The sequence below is a fragment of the Falsiruegeria litorea R37 genome (genome assembly GCF_900172225.1).
Taxonomy (GTDB): domain Bacteria; phylum Pseudomonadota; class Alphaproteobacteria; order Rhodobacterales; family Rhodobacteraceae; genus Falsiruegeria; species Falsiruegeria litorea.
This window is the reverse complement of sequence record NZ_FWFO01000004.1, coordinates 42781-59929: the sequence shown is the minus strand read 5'-3', so window position 1 is coordinate 59929 and position 17149 is coordinate 42781. Positions and strand designations below refer to the sequence as shown.

Genomic DNA, 17149 nt, shown 5'->3' with positions numbered 1-17149 from the left:
GAAGCCTTGCGCCGCTTGGTCGAATGGCCCGAAGGCACAGTACGCGGCACCTCGGGCGGGCGCAGCTATATGGTGTCCAAGACCTGTTTTTCAGGGGGCCGTGCGATCAAGCTGGTCGCAACCGAGTTGGGCGGCACCAACTACATCAGCTTGAATGTCTATGATTTGCAACGGGGACCGCTGCTGAAACCCTGTGAAATGCCTGCGCAAAAAGTCATCGCTTTCCTCGCTGACTTGTGTGCGCAAAAGTGAATTTACTGATCTGTAAACCCACATTTTTGCACAGTCAGTTTTCGCCCCTGCACAATCAAATTGAGTTGCTTTGAACGTGATCAAATCCTGTCCCATTTCGGTGTCGTGACGGAATTACACGTCATCCAACATCGAAATATCAGGCCCTTGCCCAAACTGATCGGCTTGGCTTGAAACTGTGAGGAAAGACTCATGAACAAAGTAAAATCCCTGATCGGCGGCATCGCTCTGTCCGTAACTCTGGCTGGTGCAACTCTGGCCGCTGGTGTCGACGTCAACGCAAGCAACACTGGCCTGGCACTTCAAGGTTTCGACCCGGTTGCTTACTTCACCGTCGGTGAGCCTACCAAGGGCGACTATCGCCTGACCTCGGTCTACAACGACGCAACCTACTGGTTCTCGTCCGAGGAAAACAAAGCCGCGTTCGAAGCGAACCCCGAGGCCTACGCGCCGGCCTACGGCGGCTTTTGCGCGTTCGGCACTGCCATGGGCTTCAAGTTCGACGGCGACCCGAACTACTGGAAGATCGTTGATGACAAGCTGTACCTGAACCTGTCGGCTCAGATCCAGGAACGCTGGAGCGAAGACGTCCCGGGTTTCATCGTGTCGGCCGACACCAACTGGACCGATATCGAAGACAAGACCCCAGAAGAGCTGCAAGCACAGTAATCACGGGCATCCCGACAAACCGGCAGCGCAGCGCGTTGCCGGTTTTTTCTTGCCTGGCACATTTTTGTCAGTTATTTCTGTCATTACAGAATCTCTAAGCGAGTCGTACGATGAACCTGACCCCGGCCATGCAGAACTTTATCCTTCACTGGGGTGAGATGGGATCAAGGTGGGGTGTCAATCGCTCGGTCGCTCAGATCCACGCGCTTCTCCATATCGCGCCGGACCCGATGACGGCCGAAGAGATCTGCGAGACGCTCGATCTGGCGCGCTCCAACGTGTCAAACGGGCTGAAAGAGCTGCAGGCCTGGAAGCTGGTGAAGTCCAGCCGTCAGTTGGGTGACCGGCGTGATCACTTCACCTCTGTCCGCGACATGTTCGATCTGGTCGACACCGTGATCCAAGGCCGTCGCGAGCGTGAATTTGCCCCAACCCTGGCCGCCCTGAAAGAGGTCGAAAGAGAGGCCGCAGTCGATGGCACGCCCGAAGTGGTCAAATCCCGCATGACCGAGACCCTGCGCGTGATGCAGATGTTTGACGATTGGTACGCCGACTTCTCGCGCCTGCCCCGCAGCGTGCATCTTGCCGTGTTGAAACTCGGCTCGAAATTGACCCGGTTTCTGCCCAAAGGATCATAGTTCCAAAAAATTTTGCCAGGAAATTTCTCAAATGACAGAAATAACCAGAAATACTGAATTCAATTCGGATATCATCATCAGCCTCGTCACGGCACCATTTGCCACGCTTCTTGTCACGCTTGGATTTTACATCGCGGCGATCACGGTGGCCGCAGTTGTCGAGCTGTTCGTTGACGTACCCAAATACCTTTCTGACATCGTCGAATTCTTTGGAGCAGCTTCATTCGTTACGGTTTTTGCGATTCCATTTGGATTTGTTCAATTCGTTCTGATCGGTGGCTGGGTGCTGCGACGCTACCTTGCAGCCCACACGCCCAATCCCGTTGTGATTGCTGTTTTGGCGTTGGCGGCAAATTCGATGGCCTTCGGACTGTTGTATGGGCTGTCCACCTTGGCCACCCTCGACGGTTTCAGCGTTTTCATGAAGTTGTTTTTGTTCATGGGTGCGATCTTTGCCCCGGTTTGGGGCTGCGTCGCGGGGTTGCTTATCCGTCATCGACAAACGCAAAGGAACCAAAGCCATGTGTGAGCCACACGCCAAGGAAACACCGCCACCGGGCGTGAACTGGAAAGATCTGACACCAGTCAACCGCCGTCAGACACTGATCGAACTCACCCTTCCCTTGCCTTGGTTGGTGTTGTCGTGGTGGCTCTATGCATCAACGCTCTGGCCTGTGGGCGCTTTGGGCAGCTTCATGTACTTCCTCTGCGCCCTGCGCCTGAACCATGAGGCGATCCATGGCAATCTGGGCCTGCCGCGTCGCTGGGATATCGTGATCCTTCACGTCCTGAGTGGCGCCATGTGCGGCTGCAACTGTTCCGTGGCCTGGAGCCATATGCAGCACCATCGCCATGCCATGGGGCCAAAGGATCACGAAGGGAAATGCGGCGAGATGAGTGCGCGGCAAGTGTTGCTTTACGGCCCGCGTTTCCCGTTTGATTTGATCCGCGCGGCCTGGAGCCATGGCGGCACGAAATGGCGGCGCCGGTTGCTGGTCGATGGGGTGGCCGTTGCCTTGGTGGTCAGCGCCATCGTTGCCTCGGGGCTGCGGTTTCTGATGCTACATCTGGCGGCGATGATCTTGGCGCAATGCCTGACCGCGTTCTTCGCTGTTTGGATCACCCATCATGGCACCGCACACAGCGGATTGGCCGGGCGCAGCCAGCGCGGGCCACTGGCCCGCTTGGCTTATCTGATGTTCTATCACCGTGAACACCATCTGTTTCCCAGCGTTCCCGTCAGCCGCCTGCCAGAGCTGGCGGAACGGCTGGACACTCAGGTGCCCGGCTACGCAAGAAGTCGTCAATCGGTTGTACCCTGGCTAGATCCAAAGACTATGGCCAAGCCGGGAAATGCGCGTCGGGTTCGGTCCGCGCCAAGCGGTTGAAGCTGTTGGTGAAATGACAATGCGCGATCTCAGCCACGATGGCCACCAGCTGCGCATTGTCGAACCCGTCGTCGCGTGCCTGCGCCAGTTCGACATCGGGCAACGCTCCGCCGGTTTCGACCAACCTTCGGGTCAGCCGCTGCAATTTGGCCGCACGGCTGTCATCCTCGAGCAGCCCTCCCCGCGCAATCCGTTCGATCATCGCCATATCCACCTCGCGCGCCTGCGCCATGCCCAGATGAGCTGGCACTCAGTAGTGGCAACCGTTCTGCACTGCCATGTCCACGCAGATCACCTCGCGGTCTTCGGCGGACAGGCCGCTTTGATCCAGCGCCGCCCAGAGAGACAGGACCCCATCCAGCACCGCCGGATTATGCGCCATTGCATCCGAGATATTCAGCTTTCCACCCCAAACCTTGGCAACCCGCCTCTGCACCGCAGCCTGTTCAGGGCTATCGGTGTCAACCGACGGGATACGCTGGGTCAATAGGCGTACTCGTCATAGATCTTGCTCAAGTCCCCGCCCCAATCGCCATTGTAACGGTCGAGCAGTTCATCTGCCGGCGTCTTGCCGGTTTCGATGCTGTCTTTCAGAGCGTTGAGAAAATGCGTCTCGTCCGGAACCATGCCACCTGCGCCGGGTTTGGCGCGGGCTTTCAGACCGGCCTCAGAGATGGCCACGACCTCACGCGCCAGGTCGTGCATGTTGATGTCACCAACCTGCGCCTGCAGCGCCTGTTCAGATGCCGCAACCCGCAAAGCTTCGCGCGTTTCCGCGTCCCAACCCTTAACCAGATCCCAAGCCGCGTCGAGCGACGACTGGTCGTACATCAGGCCAACCCAGAAGGCCGGCAATGCGCAGAGCCTGCGCCATGGGCCACCATCGGCGCCGCGCATCTCCATGAATTTCTTGATCCGCGCCTCGGGGAAGGCAGTGGTCAAATGATCGGCCCAATCGCTGAGGGTGGGTGTTTCGCCGGGCAATGCGGGCAGCTTGCCCTCAAGGAAGTCGCGGAAGGACATGCCCAGCGCATCGATGTATTTGCCATCGCGATAAACGAAATACATCGGCACATCGAGCGCATATTGCACCCAAGCTTCGAACCCGAATCCTTCGTCAAAGACAAAGGGCAGCATTCCGGTACGAGCATCATCTAGGTGACGCCACACCAGACCGCGGGTCGATTTAACGCCGTTGGGCTTGCCATCCAGGAACGGCGAGTTGGCAAACAGAGCGTTCGCCACCGGTTGCAGCGCCAAGGCCACGCGCAGTTTCTGCACCATGTCTGCCTCGGTGGCGAAATCCAGGTTCACCTGCACGGTGCAGGTCCGGTACATCATGACCTTACCCATGGTGCCGACACGGTCCATGTAGTCGGTCATCAGCTTGTAACGCCCCTTGGGCATCACCGGCATCTGTTCGTGGCTCCAGATCGGGGCCGCGCCCAGACCAATGAAGCCAACGCCGATCTTGTCGGCGATGTCTTTCACGTCCCGCAGGTGCTGATTCACCTCGTCACAGGTCTCGTGAATGGTCTCAAGCGGTGCGCCCGACAGCTCCAGCTGACCGCCGGGTTCCAGCGAGACATTGGCGCCGTCTTTTTCCAGACCGATCAGCTTGCCGCCCTCTTCCAGAGGAGCCCAGCCGTGGCCGTCGCGCAGCCCTTCGAGTACGGCGAGAATCGAGCGTTTGCCTTCATACGGCAGGGGTTTCAGCGTATCCTTGCAATAGCCGAACTTTTCATGCTCGGTGCCGATCCGCCACTGATCCTTGGGTTTGCACCCATCGGCCAGATATTCGGCCAGTTGTTCATGGCGTTCGATCGGCCCACCGCCGGACTGAGGAATGGACATGAGACGCGCTCCCGATCCTGATTTAGCTATATCTGATCGTCAGCAGTGAGACGAAAATGCCGGACTGTCAATGCAGCCTGAGCTCGGGCGGTCGCATCGAGCGACGTTCCCAGATCACGACCGGGTGAACGCCTTTACCGCTGAGCTCATTCAGCATCCGTTCGGTGCGCAGGCCAGGCAGCGTGGCGAAGACATCGAACAGCGCCTCGGCGCCTTCGGCGTTGACGGGCACTTGTAAGGGCGGCTGGCCTGGTTGTTCCAGCACCCAATGGGCCGGTTTTGCCGTCGGATCGAGCGCCAGGCGTTCGATGGCATCTGTCGCAATAACTCCGCCTGTCAATGGGCCATAGTAGGTGATTTGCCCCTCATCCACGAGGACGACCCCCGGCCCGCCCGATCCGGTCCGAAACCGCGCGCGTTGAAAGCCCACAACGGCCAGCCCAAGGCTGACGGCGATGGCAATCCAGCCCAATCCGCCCAGCAGGCCACCGGGACCCACCACCCAGGTCGATCCGACAAAGGCCAATAAGCCTGCCGCAACAACCTCGCGCCAGCGCCATAAGGCGGCTTTGGCTTCTGGACGAATGAAACTCATGACCGGACCTCGCTTGGGGTTTGCAGCAGGGCGATGCGGTACCAACCGATCTGTTTGAACCCGATGGATTCGTAAGCGCGGGCAGCAATTGGGTTATTGGCGAAAAGGATCGCCTGTTTTGCTCCCCTTGCGGCTTCGCGTTGCAAGATCGCTGTTGTCACCAAGGCCCCATATCCTTTGCCGCGATGTTCTGTCGGCACAAAGACACCACCGAGCTGAACCACATCTTCGACATGGGCATTGATGTCAGCCATCGCAACCGGGACACCGTCGATCAACAACACTTCGGCCCGTCCATTGTCAAACGCTGCACGCCCGCGCGCTGCAGCCTTGGATCGCGCATCGGCTTCGGTCTCTTGACCAGTGTCCTCAAGGTAGTGTGCAAACCACCGCTCCAATGGGCCAAGATCGCTTTCTAGCAACGCGCGACTGTTCACGCGGGTCTCGGATAGGTCGGCCAGCTCCATCTGATACAGCGGCTCGTCGTCCAGCATCTTGAGCTTTGCCTTACCAAGCCCCAATCCGCGCAACGTCACGTCGACCTGAGCCTTTTCGCCGGTCATTCCAAGAACGGTATGGCCAGTGATCGCATGGCCAAAAGCCTGAGCCGCCTCAAGCGGCATGTCGGGCATCTGTGCCATCACATAACCAACTTTGGACAGGCCAAAGACCCCAACCTGCCCATCAGCCTCCCATACAAAGGCCCGGGTAGAATGGGGATGATCCGAAAACCCCAATCCGTGCGTCGCAAGATTGCTGCGCAGAAACATCGAGGTTTCGATGTGTTGGTCCAGAAATGCGTTGATCCGAGGTAGATCTTCGATCTCAGCCTCGCGGATCATTCCCAATCCCCCAGCGCCTGCTGCCAGATCGTCATCGCAGCCACGGCCGCGGTGTCAGCCCGCAGGATACGAGGACCAAGGCTGACCACATGGGCAAAGGGTAAGGCCGAGAGACGCGCGCGTTCGCGGTCGGAAAACCCACCCTCGGGCCCGATCAGGATGGCCCAGGGTTGGCCCGGAGTACTGGCGGCCAGACGTTTTGCCGCGCCCACCTCGGCCTCGTCACAGAACATCAATTGTCGACCATCGGGCCAGTGATCCAGCAGTCGGTCGAGTTTCTGCAACTCGGCCACTTCGGGAACATAGGTGCCACCGCATTGCTCGGCGGCCTCGATCGCATGCGCCTGGAGCCGATCCTGGCGAATACGTTCCGAGTTGGTGAACTCAGTCTGCACGGGCACAATCCGCGCCGCGCCCATTTCCGCTGCCTTTTCAACGATAAAGTCGGTGCGTGCCTTCTTAATCGGTGCAAAAAGCAGCCAAAGATCGGGTGGCATCTGCAGCGGTTTGGTCTGCTGTACACAGGCTAAAACCCCGGCGCGCTTGCCGGCCTGTTCCACGTCCGCCAGCCATTCGCCATCGCGGCTATTGAACAGCAGCACCTGTCCGCCCATGCCCAGGCGCATTACACCAAATAGGTAATGCGCCTGATCACGATCCAAAGGAACCGATTGCCCATCCCCCAAAGGGTGCTCTACATACAGTCTGATCTTTGCACTCATGAAAGCCTACATATGCAAGGCAATGCCCCAACACCAGATGGTCAGGTCTCAGACGCACCACAAGACAACTGGGTCGACCTGTATGCCCCGGCCTGGAGTCGCCCCTATCTGCGGCTAAGCCGTGCGGACCGACCCATTGGCACCTGGCTGTTGTTGATCCCCTGCTGGTGGGGTCTGGCGCTGGCGATCTTTGACGATCAAACTCCACGCCTGTTCGATCTGTGGATCGCTGTTGGCTGTGGTCTGGGTGCATTCCTGATGCGAGGCGCGGGCTGTACCTGGAACGACATCACCGACCGTGACTTTGATGGTCAGGTCGAGCGCACACGTTCGCGCCCCATCCCCTCGGGTCAGGTGAGTGTGAAGCAAGCCCTGTTCTGGATGATCCTTCAGGCGTTGCTGGGGCTGGCAATACTGCTGACATTCAATCGTGCTGCCATCGCGCTTGGTGTGCTGTCGCTATTACCTGTGGCGGTCTATCCATATGCCAAGCGGTTCACCTGGTGGCCGCAGGTGTTCCTGGGGCTGGCGTTCAATTGGGGCGCCTTGCTGGCATGGACAGCACACAGCGGCTCTCTGGGCGCGCCTGCGGTGCTGCTGTATCTGGCCGGGATCGCCTGGACGCTGTTCTACGACACCATCTATGCGCATCAGGACACCGAAGACGATGCGCTGATCGGGGTGAAATCCACCGCACGTCTGTTTGGCACGGATACCGCGCGCTGGATGAAGTATTTTCTGGTGGCCACCGTCAGCTTCATGGGGCTTGCCGTGATCGAGGCCGGTCTGCCCGACGCTTCGCTGTTTGCAATGCTTGTCGCTCTTGCAGGACCTTGGGCCATGGGGTGGCACATGGCCTGGCAACTGCGTGGATTGGACATTGAAGACAACGCAAAACTGCTGCAACTCTTCCGGGTGAATCGCGACACCGGCTTTATTCCGCTCATCTTCTTTTGCGCAGCCTTGCTCGCGTGATTGCACATAACGCGCTAGGAATGTAAGACATCCGCCAAAGACCGGACGGAAAACGACCCAAAGACATGCGCCTTCCCCTCTCGATTGTGGTCGCCCTGACCTTTGCCCTGGCCGCCGGGCTATGCCTTGTTGCTGCAAGCTTTGCCGTCACAACCGTCGAAGAGAATTCTGAAATCGTGGTACGCCGCGCCTTGGACCGCAACGGCCATGACTGGGCCGAGGTACAGGCCAACGGGTTGCAGGTCATCATGACCGGCACCGCAAAGGACGAGGCCACGCGGTTCAACGCCCTGACAGTGGTTGGGGACGAAGTCGATCCGTCACGTGTCATCGACGAGATGCGGATCGCACCATCGGCCGATCTGGCTCCGCCCCGCTTCTCAGCCGAGATCCTGCGCAATGACAGCGGAATTTCGATTATCGGCCTGATCCCCGCGCAGTCAGACCGGGACGAAATCATCGAAGAGCTGATTTCGCTGGCCGGCGAAGACAACGTCACTGACTTGCTGGAAACTGCTGACTATAGCGTGCCGGGTGGGTGGATCGACGCCATGGGGTTCTCGCTCAAGGCGCTGTCGATGCTGCCCCGATCCAAAGTTTCAGTGGCCGCCGGGCAGGTGTCGATCACTGCGATTTCGGACAGCGCCGAAGCCAAGAAACAGCTCGAGGATGCGCTAAATCGCGCGGCTCCTCCGGGTCTGCGGATTGGAATCGACATTGCTGCACCACGCCCTGTAATCACCCCGTTCACAATGCGGTTCCTGATTGACGAAACAGGTCCTCGGTTCGATGCCTGCTCGGCCCAGGATCGAATTGCGCAGGCCCGTATTCTGTCCGCAGCCCGTCAGGCGGGGATGGAGGGCTCGCCCTCGTGCACCATCGGCATGGGTGTTCCCTCACCACAGTGGGCCCGCGCCTCGGAGTTGAGCATCAGCGCCCTTGCGGAACTAGGCCAGGGCACCGTGACGATTGCGGATGCGGACATTACACTCGTTGCGGCTCAGGGGACCGACCAGGGGCGCTTTGACCGTGTTGTGGGCGAGCTTGAAGCCGAGCTGCCCGATGTCTTTGCCCTGCATGCGGTGCTGCCAGCACCAGAAATCTCCGATACCGCTGGTCCGCCGGAATTCACGGCAACGCTCAGCCCCGAAGGGTTGGTGCAGCTGCGCGGCCGCTTGAACGACGACAACCTGCGCCACATGGTCGACAGCTATGCCAAAGCTGCCTTTGGCACCGACGCTGTCTATACCGCTGCTCGCGTCGTACCTGATCTGCCGGCGTCGTGGCCGGTGCGTGTTCTGGCAGGGCTTGAGGCCTTGTCGATGCTGGCTAACGGCGCGCTTACCGTGACACCTGACAACGTGACTTTAAGCGGCGTAAGCGAGCAGGAAGATGCAAGCGCGCAAATTGCTGGCTTGCTGTCCGACAAGCTGGGCCAAGCGCAGACCTATGACCTGTCCGTCACCTATCGCGCGCCGCCCGAACCCAACGACAAGGCCCCCGACCCCGAGGTCTGTGAAGCCGAGATCGCCCTCGTTCAGGAAACGGGCAAGATCGCGTTTGAGCCCGGCTCGACCACCATCGCGGCAGCGTCTCTCGACACGATGAACAAGATCGCCGACATCCTGGACGCCTGCGGGCAGATCCGGCTCGAGATCCAGGGCCACACCGACAGCCAGGGGCGCGAAGAAATGAACCAGCAGCTGAGCCAGGCCCGCGCCCAATCGGTTTTGAACGAGCTGCGTTCACGCCGTATTTTGACGTCCAGCTACGTCGCCGTAGGCTATGGCGAGAGCCAGCCCATCGCAGACAACAAGACCGAGGACGGGCGCGAAGCAAACCGCCGGATCGAATTCCGGCTAATCCGGCCAGAGGCGTCGAACGAAGAGGCGTCGACGCTGGACGCCATCGCCGAAGAGGCGCCGAGCGAAGCGACAGAAACCGGTGCAACCGCGGAAGAAGACGCATCGCAAACGGACGCAGAGGACCAGTGACATGAACCGTACAGAATTCATCATCACCACCGCTATTATCCTCTTTGTGGCCTTTGCCATGGGATGGTTTGCCAATTGGCTGGTGCATCGCTTCACCCGTGTCAAACAAAGCGACGTTGCTGATCTGGATCGGATGAGCCAGGAACTGCACGAGGCCGAAGAGACCCGCGATCAGGCGATCACCTACTTGCAGCAACGCGAAGCGGAGCTGACCAACCAACTGACCCAGACCGAGGCCGAACTGAGCGCTGCAATGGACGGTTTGCGCGCCGCCCGCCAAGAGGCCGAAGAGCTGCGCGCGCGCGTGGGATGATCGGCCAGGTAGAGCGGTCAATCTCGGGTCTGCTCCCTCCCGCCGTCAATCGGTCGCCCGAAACGTCCTTTCGCTTTGGACAGAAACAGAAACCACAAGCGTAACCGCGCCGAGCCGACAGGCGAGGCGCCCGGCCCAAGTCCGCCAACGATTTCGGCGTAGCCGGGATCAGTGCGGGCGCGGGAGCCCCCCCTTGCTCGCTCCGTACGTCCGCTTGGAGAGCAAGGCGGAAACCGCCCGGGTTCGCTTAGATTTACCAGCGTTTCAGAGCGTCTTCGTCGGCATCCTTGGCCGCAACCCAATCCGCGCCAAGGCCAGTGATTTCCTTTTTCCAAAACGGCGCACGGGACTTGAGGTAGTCCATCAGGTACTCGGCCGCCTCGAACGCGTCCTTGCGGTGTGGCGCGGCCGTGGCCACCATCATGATCCGGTCCCCAGGTGCCAGGCGCCCGTGACGATGGATCACCAGCACATCACCTAGTGACCAACGCTCTTTCGCCTCGGTCGCGATCTTGGTCAGCGCCTTTTCCGTCATCCCCGGATAATGCTCGATTTCTATCACATCCAGATCACCCTGCGCCAAGTCGCGCACAACGCCTGTGAATGTGACGATCGCACCGTTGGCCGTGTCCGCCTCGGCAAAGGCGTTGGCCTCGGCCCCCAGATCAAAAGCCTCTTCCTGAACCGCGATCTTCACCGTCTCAGCCCCCTGTCATCGGCGGGAAAAACGCCACTTCGCGCACCCCTTCCAGAGACGCATCAAAATCCGACAATTCTTGATCCAGTGCAACGCGCAATGCGCTCAAATCGGAAAAGGCGACGTCATAACGCTCTTCACGTGCGCGCAACTCGTCCACCAGCTGCGCCACGGTGGTCGCGTTGGTCTCGACCTTTTCCTTGGGCAATCCGACACGCTCGCGCACCCAGGCGAAATACAAGATGTCCATGGCCTAGCCCTCTCTCACATGCGGCAACGCCTTGCGGTAATAATCCACCCCGGTGATCGCAGTCAGACCCGCCGCGATCCAGAGCAGGGCAAGACCAACCCACCAGCACAGCTCCATACCGGTGAGTTTCCACCGCAATCCCAAAAGGTCCTCTTCGCGGCCCGACAGGATATCGTCGATCATCTGAGGGTCCATGCCCCAAGCGCTCATTCCCAGATAGTGCTCGAACACACCCTGACCAAACAGAACCGCAATGGCGACCATCTGAGCCGTCGTCTTCCACTTTGCCAGATTGGTGACCTTCAGCGTTCCGGCCGTATCGCCCAGATACTCGCGCAGACCCGAAACAAAAACCTCACGAAACAGGATCAAGGTGGCGGGCAGCACCAGCCAGGGCGACATCGACGAATAGCCCACAATGACCATCAACGCGATGACCACCATTGCCTTGTCGGCAATTGGATCCAGCATCGCACCCAGTTTGGTTTCCTGTTTCCACGCCCGCGCCAGATAGCCATCGAACCAATCGGTGACCGCAGCTGTGACAAACAACGCAAGCGCAAACCAATCGGCATAGGGGCGTGTGAAATACAAAAACATAACCGCCACGCCGGGGGCGGCAATCAGACGAAGCACGGTCAGGATATTGGGCAAGTTCCACGTCATGGGCGGACCCTACATCGCGGGTTAGAAACATGAAAGGCGGGCTGCAAAAAATCTGACACCTGCGGCGGCAAAACTCAACCTCGGCCCTGTCCGGCCTGTCTTGGGCGTGCTAGCCGGGCTGCATGTTCGCCAAGGAGCCCACGATGAAGCCCCACATTCCCGTTGATCCCAAAGCCAACCTGATCGGCAGTGCCTGGATGGTTGTGGCCATGTTGGGGTTCGCGTTGGAAGATGCGATGATCAAGAGAGCAGCCGCCGACCTGCCGGTCTGGCAGGTGCTGGTGATTTTCGGCCTTGGCGGGGTGGCTGTGTTTGCAATGTGGGCTTGGGCCATCGGCGCGTCGTTGTTGCACCGCGATGTCCTGTCCCGCCCGATGAAAGTGCGGGTCCTGTTCGAGGTTCTCGGGCGGCTGTTCTATGTACTGGCACTGGCCTTGTCGCCTTTGTCGTCGGCCACTGTCATCTTGCAGGCCACCCCCCTTTTCGTGGTCGCAGGCGCCGCGCTCTTTTTCGGGGAAACCGTTGGCTGGCGCCGATGGGTGGCGATTGTGTTGGGCATGGCTGGCGTTGTTGTCATCATCCAACCAACCGGAGACAGCTTTTCGCCGCTCTCGATCCTGGCCGTACTTGGCATGCTGGGTTTTGCGGGACGGGACCTGGCCAGCCGCGCCGCGCCTGCCACTTTGGGCACCCAGGTGCTGGGGTTCTATGGCTTCCTGTCCATCGTCGTAGCCGGGTTCGGGTATCGGTTTTGGGAGGCCGCTCCTACCACGCCCATCAGCACGGCAACCGCGCTGTCCTTGGCCGGAGCCGTGACCATGGGCGTCATAGCCTATGCGTCCTTGATGAAAGCCATGCGAACTGGTGAAGTCTCGGCCGTAACCCCCTTCCGCTACACACGGCTGCTCTTTGGGATCGGCCTTGGCATCGTCCTGTTTGGGGAACGACCCGAGCAAAGCGTCTGGCTGGGCAGCTTGCTGATCGTGCTTTCAGGCCTCTACATCCTCTGGCGTGGTCGCCACACCACATCTAACCCTTAGGTCGGCAACAGTGGCGGGGATACTCCCGCCCGTCGTCAATGTTTCTGGCGAAACATCTCCTCCCGTTGGGCCAGGCTCACGCGGGCTTTGCCCGCATGAGCCTGGCCCCCTGCCGTCCGCAGGACGCAAGACCGACAGGTCGCGCAGAGAGTTCAGCCCTTGTCGTGGAAAAAGTCGTAAATCGTTTCCGCCAAGGCATCCGAAATCCCGTCCACTGCCTTGAGGTCTGCCAGATTAGCCCGGCTTACAGCCTTGGCTGAGCCAAAATGTGTGAGCAGAGCCCGTTTGCGGGTCGCCCCAACGCCAGGCACCTCGTCCAAAGGGGTGGCCCCGATGGCCTTTGCTCGTTTGGCGCGGTGCGTTCCGATAGCAAAGCGGTGCGCTTCGTCGCGCAAACGTTGGATGAAGTACAACACCGGATCATTGCGCTTCAAAGCAAAGGGGCGTTGACCGGTGCGGTGGAATTCTTCCTTGCCGTGATCCCGGTCGACCCCCTTAGCCACCCCCACCATCGGAATGTCTTCGACCCCGTGCTGTGCCATGATCTCATGTACCGCACTCACCTGCCCGGCCCCACCGTCGATCAGCAGCAAATCGGGCCACAGCCCCTTGTCGCGGTCCGGATCTTCCTTCAGCAGGCGGGTAAAGCGGCGATGCAACACCTCTTTCATCATGCCGAAGTCATCCCCCGGCGTCAGGTCATCTCCCTTGATGTTGAACTTGCGATAGGCGTTTTTCATCCACCCTTCTGGCCCGGCCACGATCATCCCACCAACAGCGTTGGTGCCTTGAATGTGCGAGTTGTCGTAGACCTCGATCCGTCCCGGTGGGCCATCCAGGTCGAACGCTTCAGCCACCCCTCGCAGCAGCTTGGCCTGTGTCGCGCTTTCCGACATGCGTCGCGCCAGTGACTCGCGCGCGTTGCGCAAGGCGCCCGCCACCAGCTCCTGTTTTTCGCCCCGCTGTGGCACCAGGATTTCGACCTTGCGGCCTGCCTTTTCGGACAGCGCCTCTTGCATCAGATCGGCGTTTTCGATGGCGTCCGACAGGATCAGCTGTCGGGGCGGTTCCTTGTTGTCATAGAACTGGCCCAGAAAGGCCTCCATCACCTCGGCCGGAGAGACATCCGCCCCCACGCGCGGATAGAAATCCTTGTTGCCCCAGTTCTGGTTGGCGCGAATAAAGAACACCTGAACACAGGCCTGACCGCTTTCCATATGCAGGCCGATCACATCCGCCTCGGTCACGCCGCGCGGGTTGATGCCTTGGCTTGATTGCACCTGAGTAAGCGCGCGGATGCGGTCGCGCAGGCCAGCGGCGCGTTCAAACTCCATCGCTTCTGATGCAGCCATCATCTGCTCGGCCAACTCCTCTTGCACTTTTGTGGAGCGGCCAGACAGGAAGCGCTCGGCATCCTTGACGCTCTCGCGATACTCATCTTCCGAGATCAGCCTCACACAGGGACCAGAACAACGCTTGATTTGGTAGAGCAGGCAAGGCCGCGTGCGGCTGTCGAACATGGAATCCGAGCAGTTGCGCAGCAGGAACGCCTTTTGCAGCTGGTTAAGCGTCCGGTTCACTGCGCCAGCACTTGCGAAGGGACCGAAATAGGCGCCCTTCTGCTTCTTCGCGCCGCGGTGTTTCTTGATCTGCGGAAAGTCGTGATCCTTGGCCACCAAAATGTTGGGAAAGCTTTTGTCGTCCCTGAGCAGCACGTTGTATTTGGGCTTGAGCTGCTTGATCAGGTTCTGCTCCAGCAGCAGTGCCTCGGTCTCGGTCCGCGTTGTCAGGAACATCATCGAGGCCGTGTCGCGGATCATCCGCTCGATCCGGCCTGAGTGGCCGGGACGAGAGTAATTCGACACCCGCGCCTTGAGGTTGCGCGCCTTGCCGACATAGAGCACGCGACTTTCCGCATCGAGCATCCGGTAAACACCAGGCGAATTGTCCAATGTCCTGAGATACCCCTGAATGCAGGCGTATCCAGTGGTTGTTGCTTCGTCGGTGGGGGTGCGCGCGTCGGTCATGTCACTGAAATATGATTCTCTGGCTCTGGCTGCAATCTCGGGACGTTCGGATCAAGAGAAAACAAATCCACGATTCCTGTGGATAAGTATGGAGATATCTTTCACCCAGGTGCAGAAACCCGTTTAAAACTAGGCGCTCCGCTTGTTTGCACAAAAAATAGGCACAAACATAACATATTGATTTATATGAAATCTTTTTGCATCGCGTAGCAAGGCCATGAAAACAAAGACATTTTTGTAACGCTTTGGTAACAGTTTTGGGAGCGGTGCAAAACTTGCACGCCGAAGGCTCATTCTGGGCCTAGAACGTCCGGTGTTTTCCACCCCAGATGCTGCCCGCCATCCACACAGAGAATCTGCCCGGTGACCGCAGGCGCATCCAGGAAATAGCCCAAAGCGGCGGTGATATCTGCGGGGTTTGCGCCCCGCCCCGAGATCGTGTTGGCCCGCTGCACGGCAAAGTGCTCGGCGGTTTGACGGTGTCCTTGCACGGTCGGCCCTGGCCCGATGGCGTTGACGCGAATGGCCGGTGTCAGCGCTTGCGCAGTTGTGCGCGTCAAAGCCCAGAGACCCATCTTGGCCAGGGTATAGGTCATGAATTCGGGCGTCAGCTTGTTTACCCGCATGTCGACCATGTTCAGGATCAGACCCGTCGCAATAGGCTCACCATTCTCATCCGTAGACGCCTGCAGCCCCTGATCCGCCATGGCTTGCGTCAGCACAAACGGCGCACGAAGGTTGCTTTCCATGTGGCGATCCCAACCGGCGCGGGTCGCGCTTGCGATTGTATCGTATTCAAAGATCGACGCGTTGTTGACAAGACATGTGATCGGACCGCCCAAAGCTTTGGTCGCGCGCGGCAACAGGGCCTGAACCTCTGCCTCGTTCAGCAGATCGGCCTGCAGGGCGATGGCCCTGCGGCCTTTGGCCTGGATCTCGGCCACGGTATCCAGCGCGGATTGCTCGGACGAGGCATAGTGCACTGCCACGTCATACCCGCGATCCGCCAAATAAAGCGCCATTGCGCGGCCCAGCCGGATGCCAGCCCCCGTAACCAAACAACGTTTCATCGCAATTCCCTTTCGACAGCTGTCTTAGACAAGCACCGCGATCACATAGGTGAAATAGAGGACCGACAGGATTACCCCCCAGATGCGGGTGATATCACGCTTGAAGAACACAAACGGGATCAACAGCAACGATGCACCCAGCATGACCCAAAGGTCGAACTCCAGGAACTCCTCGTCCACGGGAATGTCCCCGACAAACAGTGTTGTAAGCCCAACGATGGCCAGCAGGTTGAACATGTTCGACCCAATGACATTGCCCAGCGCCACATCGGCCTGCCGACGCAGCGCGGCCATGACCGTGGTGGCAAGTTCAGGCAAAGAGGTTCCAACCGCAACCAGCGTCAGACCAATCACCGTCTCGCTCACCCCATAAGTCCGCGCAATGATCGAAGCGTTGTCGACCAGCAGATGCGCGCCCATGGGTAGACCAATCAACCCAAGGATCAGATAAATCCCGATCCGCCAATAGGGCATGTTCGGGTCCGCATCTTCCAAGCCATCCAGTTCTTCTTCGTCTTCATCGACGCAGCCTTGCCTGCGATGCGCACGCGCCTGACGAAAGGCGTTCAGCAGCACCAGCGCCAATGCGGCAAGAAGAATCAAACCGCTCCAAACCGTGAATGTTCCGCAAAACGCCAACGCGATGAACAGCACTGTGGCGATCAACATGAACACATAGTTGCGGCGCGTGTTGCATTCGCTGGTGTGCAAGGTTGCCAACAACGCGGGGATGCCCAACACCAGCAGAATATTCGCCGTGTTCGACCCCACAACGTTACCCAAGGCAATCCCGGGCGCGTTTTCCTTGACCGCCTTGATCGCGATCAGCAACTCGGGCGCCGAGGTGCCAAAAGCCACGATTGTCAGGCTGACGATCAGGGCAGGAACACCCAGACGCAGGCTAAGGTTCACCGCGCCACGTACCAGGGCATCACCGGCCAGAAGCAGGATGACCAGGCCCAGACACGAGAGAATCCAGGGCATCATTTTTTGCCTCCATGGCCGCAGCCGCAGGGGCCTTTGCCGATCTTGTAACGACCGCATTTGCGACATTTGGCCGAAGCAAGGCGCTTGCCGCCGGGCAACCAGTGCAACTTGCCGAACATGGCCAGCACGACCATGAACACCAGAAATATCGCGACGATCTTGATTATCAT

At 59.3% G+C, this 17149-nt stretch carries 22 protein-coding genes; 9 read left to right on the top strand and 13 right to left on the bottom strand.

Annotated elements, in window-relative coordinates:
- The first annotated feature begins 6 nt into the window (after positions 1-6).
- From TRL7639_RS18345 to TRL7639_RS18325, 5 genes are all read left to right on the top strand, one after another.
- The gene (locus tag TRL7639_RS18345; protein ID WP_085797339.1) at positions 7-252 is read left to right on the top strand and encodes a hypothetical protein; all 246 of its coding nucleotides are present in this window, start codon (positions 7-9) and stop codon (positions 250-252) included.
- 192 nt (positions 253-444) lie between these two features.
- Positions 445-921, top strand: a complete 477-nt coding sequence (locus TRL7639_RS18340; RefSeq protein WP_085797338.1) for a YHS domain-containing (seleno)protein — start codon at positions 445-447, stop codon at positions 919-921.
- Positions 922-1031: 110 nt separating this feature from the next.
- Positions 1032-1559, top strand: coding sequence for a GbsR/MarR family transcriptional regulator (locus tag TRL7639_RS18335; RefSeq protein ID WP_085797337.1), 528 nt, complete (start codon positions 1032-1034; stop codon positions 1557-1559).
- A 31-nt stretch (positions 1560-1590) separates the two neighbouring features.
- Positions 1591-2088 (top strand): hypothetical protein, encoded by a 498-nt coding sequence (locus tag TRL7639_RS18330; protein ID WP_085797336.1) that lies wholly within the window; start codon positions 1591-1593, stop codon positions 2086-2088.
- Positions 2081-2947: a fatty acid desaturase gene (locus tag TRL7639_RS18325; protein WP_085797335.1), complete on the top strand. Its 867-nt coding sequence runs from the start codon at positions 2081-2083 to the stop codon at positions 2945-2947. Before TRL7639_RS18330 ends, TRL7639_RS18325 begins: the two co-directional genes overlap by 8 nt.
- On the opposite strand, the gene TRL7639_RS18320 is transcribed toward TRL7639_RS18325, so the two are convergent.
- From TRL7639_RS18320 to TRL7639_RS18295, 6 genes are all read right to left on the bottom strand, one after another.
- Positions 2895-3197 (bottom strand): carboxymuconolactone decarboxylase family protein, encoded by a 303-nt coding sequence (locus TRL7639_RS18320; RefSeq protein WP_133057677.1) that lies wholly within the window; start codon positions 3195-3197, stop codon positions 2895-2897. The genes TRL7639_RS18325 and TRL7639_RS18320 overlap by 53 nt on opposite strands.
- Positions 3198-3434, bottom strand: coding sequence for a carboxymuconolactone decarboxylase family protein (locus TRL7639_RS18315; protein ID WP_085797333.1), 237 nt, complete (start codon positions 3432-3434; stop codon positions 3198-3200).
- Positions 3431-4801: a glutamate--cysteine ligase gene (locus TRL7639_RS18310; RefSeq protein WP_085797332.1), complete on the bottom strand. Its 1371-nt coding sequence runs from the start codon at positions 4799-4801 to the stop codon at positions 3431-3433. The genes TRL7639_RS18315 and TRL7639_RS18310 overlap by 4 nt, the downstream gene beginning before the upstream one ends.
- Before the next feature lie 67 nt (positions 4802-4868).
- Positions 4869-5396, bottom strand: a complete 528-nt coding sequence (locus tag TRL7639_RS18305) for a hypothetical protein (protein WP_085797331.1) — start codon at positions 5394-5396, stop codon at positions 4869-4871.
- Positions 5393-6238 carry a GNAT family N-acetyltransferase gene (locus tag TRL7639_RS18300; protein WP_085797330.1) on the bottom strand — a complete coding sequence of 282 codons (846 nt, stop codon included), beginning with the start codon at positions 6236-6238 and terminating at the stop codon, positions 5393-5395. Before TRL7639_RS18300 ends, TRL7639_RS18305 begins: the two co-directional genes overlap by 4 nt.
- Positions 6235-6960, bottom strand: a complete 726-nt coding sequence (locus TRL7639_RS18295) for a 16S rRNA (uracil(1498)-N(3))-methyltransferase (RefSeq protein WP_085797329.1) — start codon at positions 6958-6960, stop codon at positions 6235-6237. Before TRL7639_RS18295 ends, TRL7639_RS18300 begins: the two co-directional genes overlap by 4 nt.
- Positions 6961-6972: 12 nt before the next feature.
- Here TRL7639_RS18295 and ubiA point away from each other — a divergent pair, with 12 nt between their 5' ends.
- The 3 genes from ubiA (at position 6973) to TRL7639_RS18280 (ending at position 10242) form a co-directional block, all read left to right on the top strand.
- The gene (gene ubiA, locus TRL7639_RS18290; RefSeq protein ID WP_085797328.1) at positions 6973-7935 is read left to right on the top strand and encodes a 4-hydroxybenzoate octaprenyltransferase; all 963 of its coding nucleotides are present in this window, start codon (positions 6973-6975) and stop codon (positions 7933-7935) included.
- Between the two features lie 65 nt (positions 7936-8000).
- Positions 8001-9929 (top strand): OmpA family protein, encoded by a 1929-nt coding sequence (locus TRL7639_RS18285; protein ID WP_085797327.1) that lies wholly within the window; start codon positions 8001-8003, stop codon positions 9927-9929.
- Between the two features lies 1 nt (position 9930).
- A complete protein-coding gene (locus TRL7639_RS18280) occupies positions 9931-10242 on the top strand; it encodes a hypothetical protein (RefSeq protein ID WP_085797326.1) in 312 nt (103 codons plus the stop codon).
- Positions 10243-10495: 253 nt separating this feature from the next.
- Here TRL7639_RS18280 and TRL7639_RS18275 read toward each other — a convergent pair whose 3' ends face one another.
- The 3 genes from TRL7639_RS18275 to pgsA are packed head-to-tail and all read right to left on the bottom strand — an operon-like array spanning position 10496 to position 11855.
- Positions 10496-10939: a molybdenum cofactor biosynthesis protein MoaE gene (locus TRL7639_RS18275; protein WP_085797325.1), complete on the bottom strand. Its 444-nt coding sequence runs from the start codon at positions 10937-10939 to the stop codon at positions 10496-10498.
- Between the two features lie 4 nt (positions 10940-10943).
- Complete coding sequence (gene moaD, locus TRL7639_RS18270; protein ID WP_085797324.1) at positions 10944-11189, bottom strand: molybdopterin converting factor subunit 1; 246 nt, start codon at positions 11187-11189, stop codon at positions 10944-10946.
- A gap of 3 nt (positions 11190-11192) precedes the next feature.
- Positions 11193-11855 (bottom strand): CDP-diacylglycerol--glycerol-3-phosphate 3-phosphatidyltransferase, encoded by a 663-nt coding sequence (pgsA, locus tag TRL7639_RS18265; protein ID WP_085797323.1) that lies wholly within the window; start codon positions 11853-11855, stop codon positions 11193-11195.
- Between the two features lie 143 nt (positions 11856-11998).
- Between pgsA and TRL7639_RS18260 the strand changes: the two genes are divergently transcribed.
- Positions 11999-12895: a DMT family transporter gene (locus tag TRL7639_RS18260; RefSeq protein WP_085797607.1), complete on the top strand. Its 897-nt coding sequence runs from the start codon at positions 11999-12001 to the stop codon at positions 12893-12895.
- 152 nt (positions 12896-13047) lie between these two features.
- On the opposite strand, the gene uvrC is transcribed toward TRL7639_RS18260, so the two are convergent.
- The 4 genes from uvrC to TRL7639_RS23130 all read right to left on the bottom strand — a co-directional run bounded on the left by uvrC (position 13048) and on the right by TRL7639_RS23130 (position 17149).
- Positions 13048-14922, bottom strand: coding sequence for an excinuclease ABC subunit UvrC (gene uvrC, locus TRL7639_RS18255; RefSeq protein WP_085797322.1), 1875 nt, complete (start codon positions 14920-14922; stop codon positions 13048-13050).
- A gap of 290 nt (positions 14923-15212) precedes the next feature.
- Entirely contained in the window at positions 15213-15992 is a 780-nt protein-coding gene (locus TRL7639_RS18250; RefSeq protein WP_085797321.1) for an SDR family oxidoreductase, read from the bottom strand.
- 24 nt (positions 15993-16016) lie between these two features.
- Positions 16017-16979, bottom strand: a complete 963-nt coding sequence (locus TRL7639_RS18245) for a calcium/sodium antiporter (RefSeq protein ID WP_085797320.1) — start codon at positions 16977-16979, stop codon at positions 16017-16019.
- Positions 16976-17149 carry a hypothetical protein gene (locus TRL7639_RS23130; RefSeq protein WP_165759848.1) on the bottom strand — a complete coding sequence of 58 codons (174 nt, stop codon included), beginning with the start codon at positions 17147-17149 and terminating at the stop codon, positions 16976-16978. The genes TRL7639_RS18245 and TRL7639_RS23130 overlap by 4 nt, the downstream gene beginning before the upstream one ends.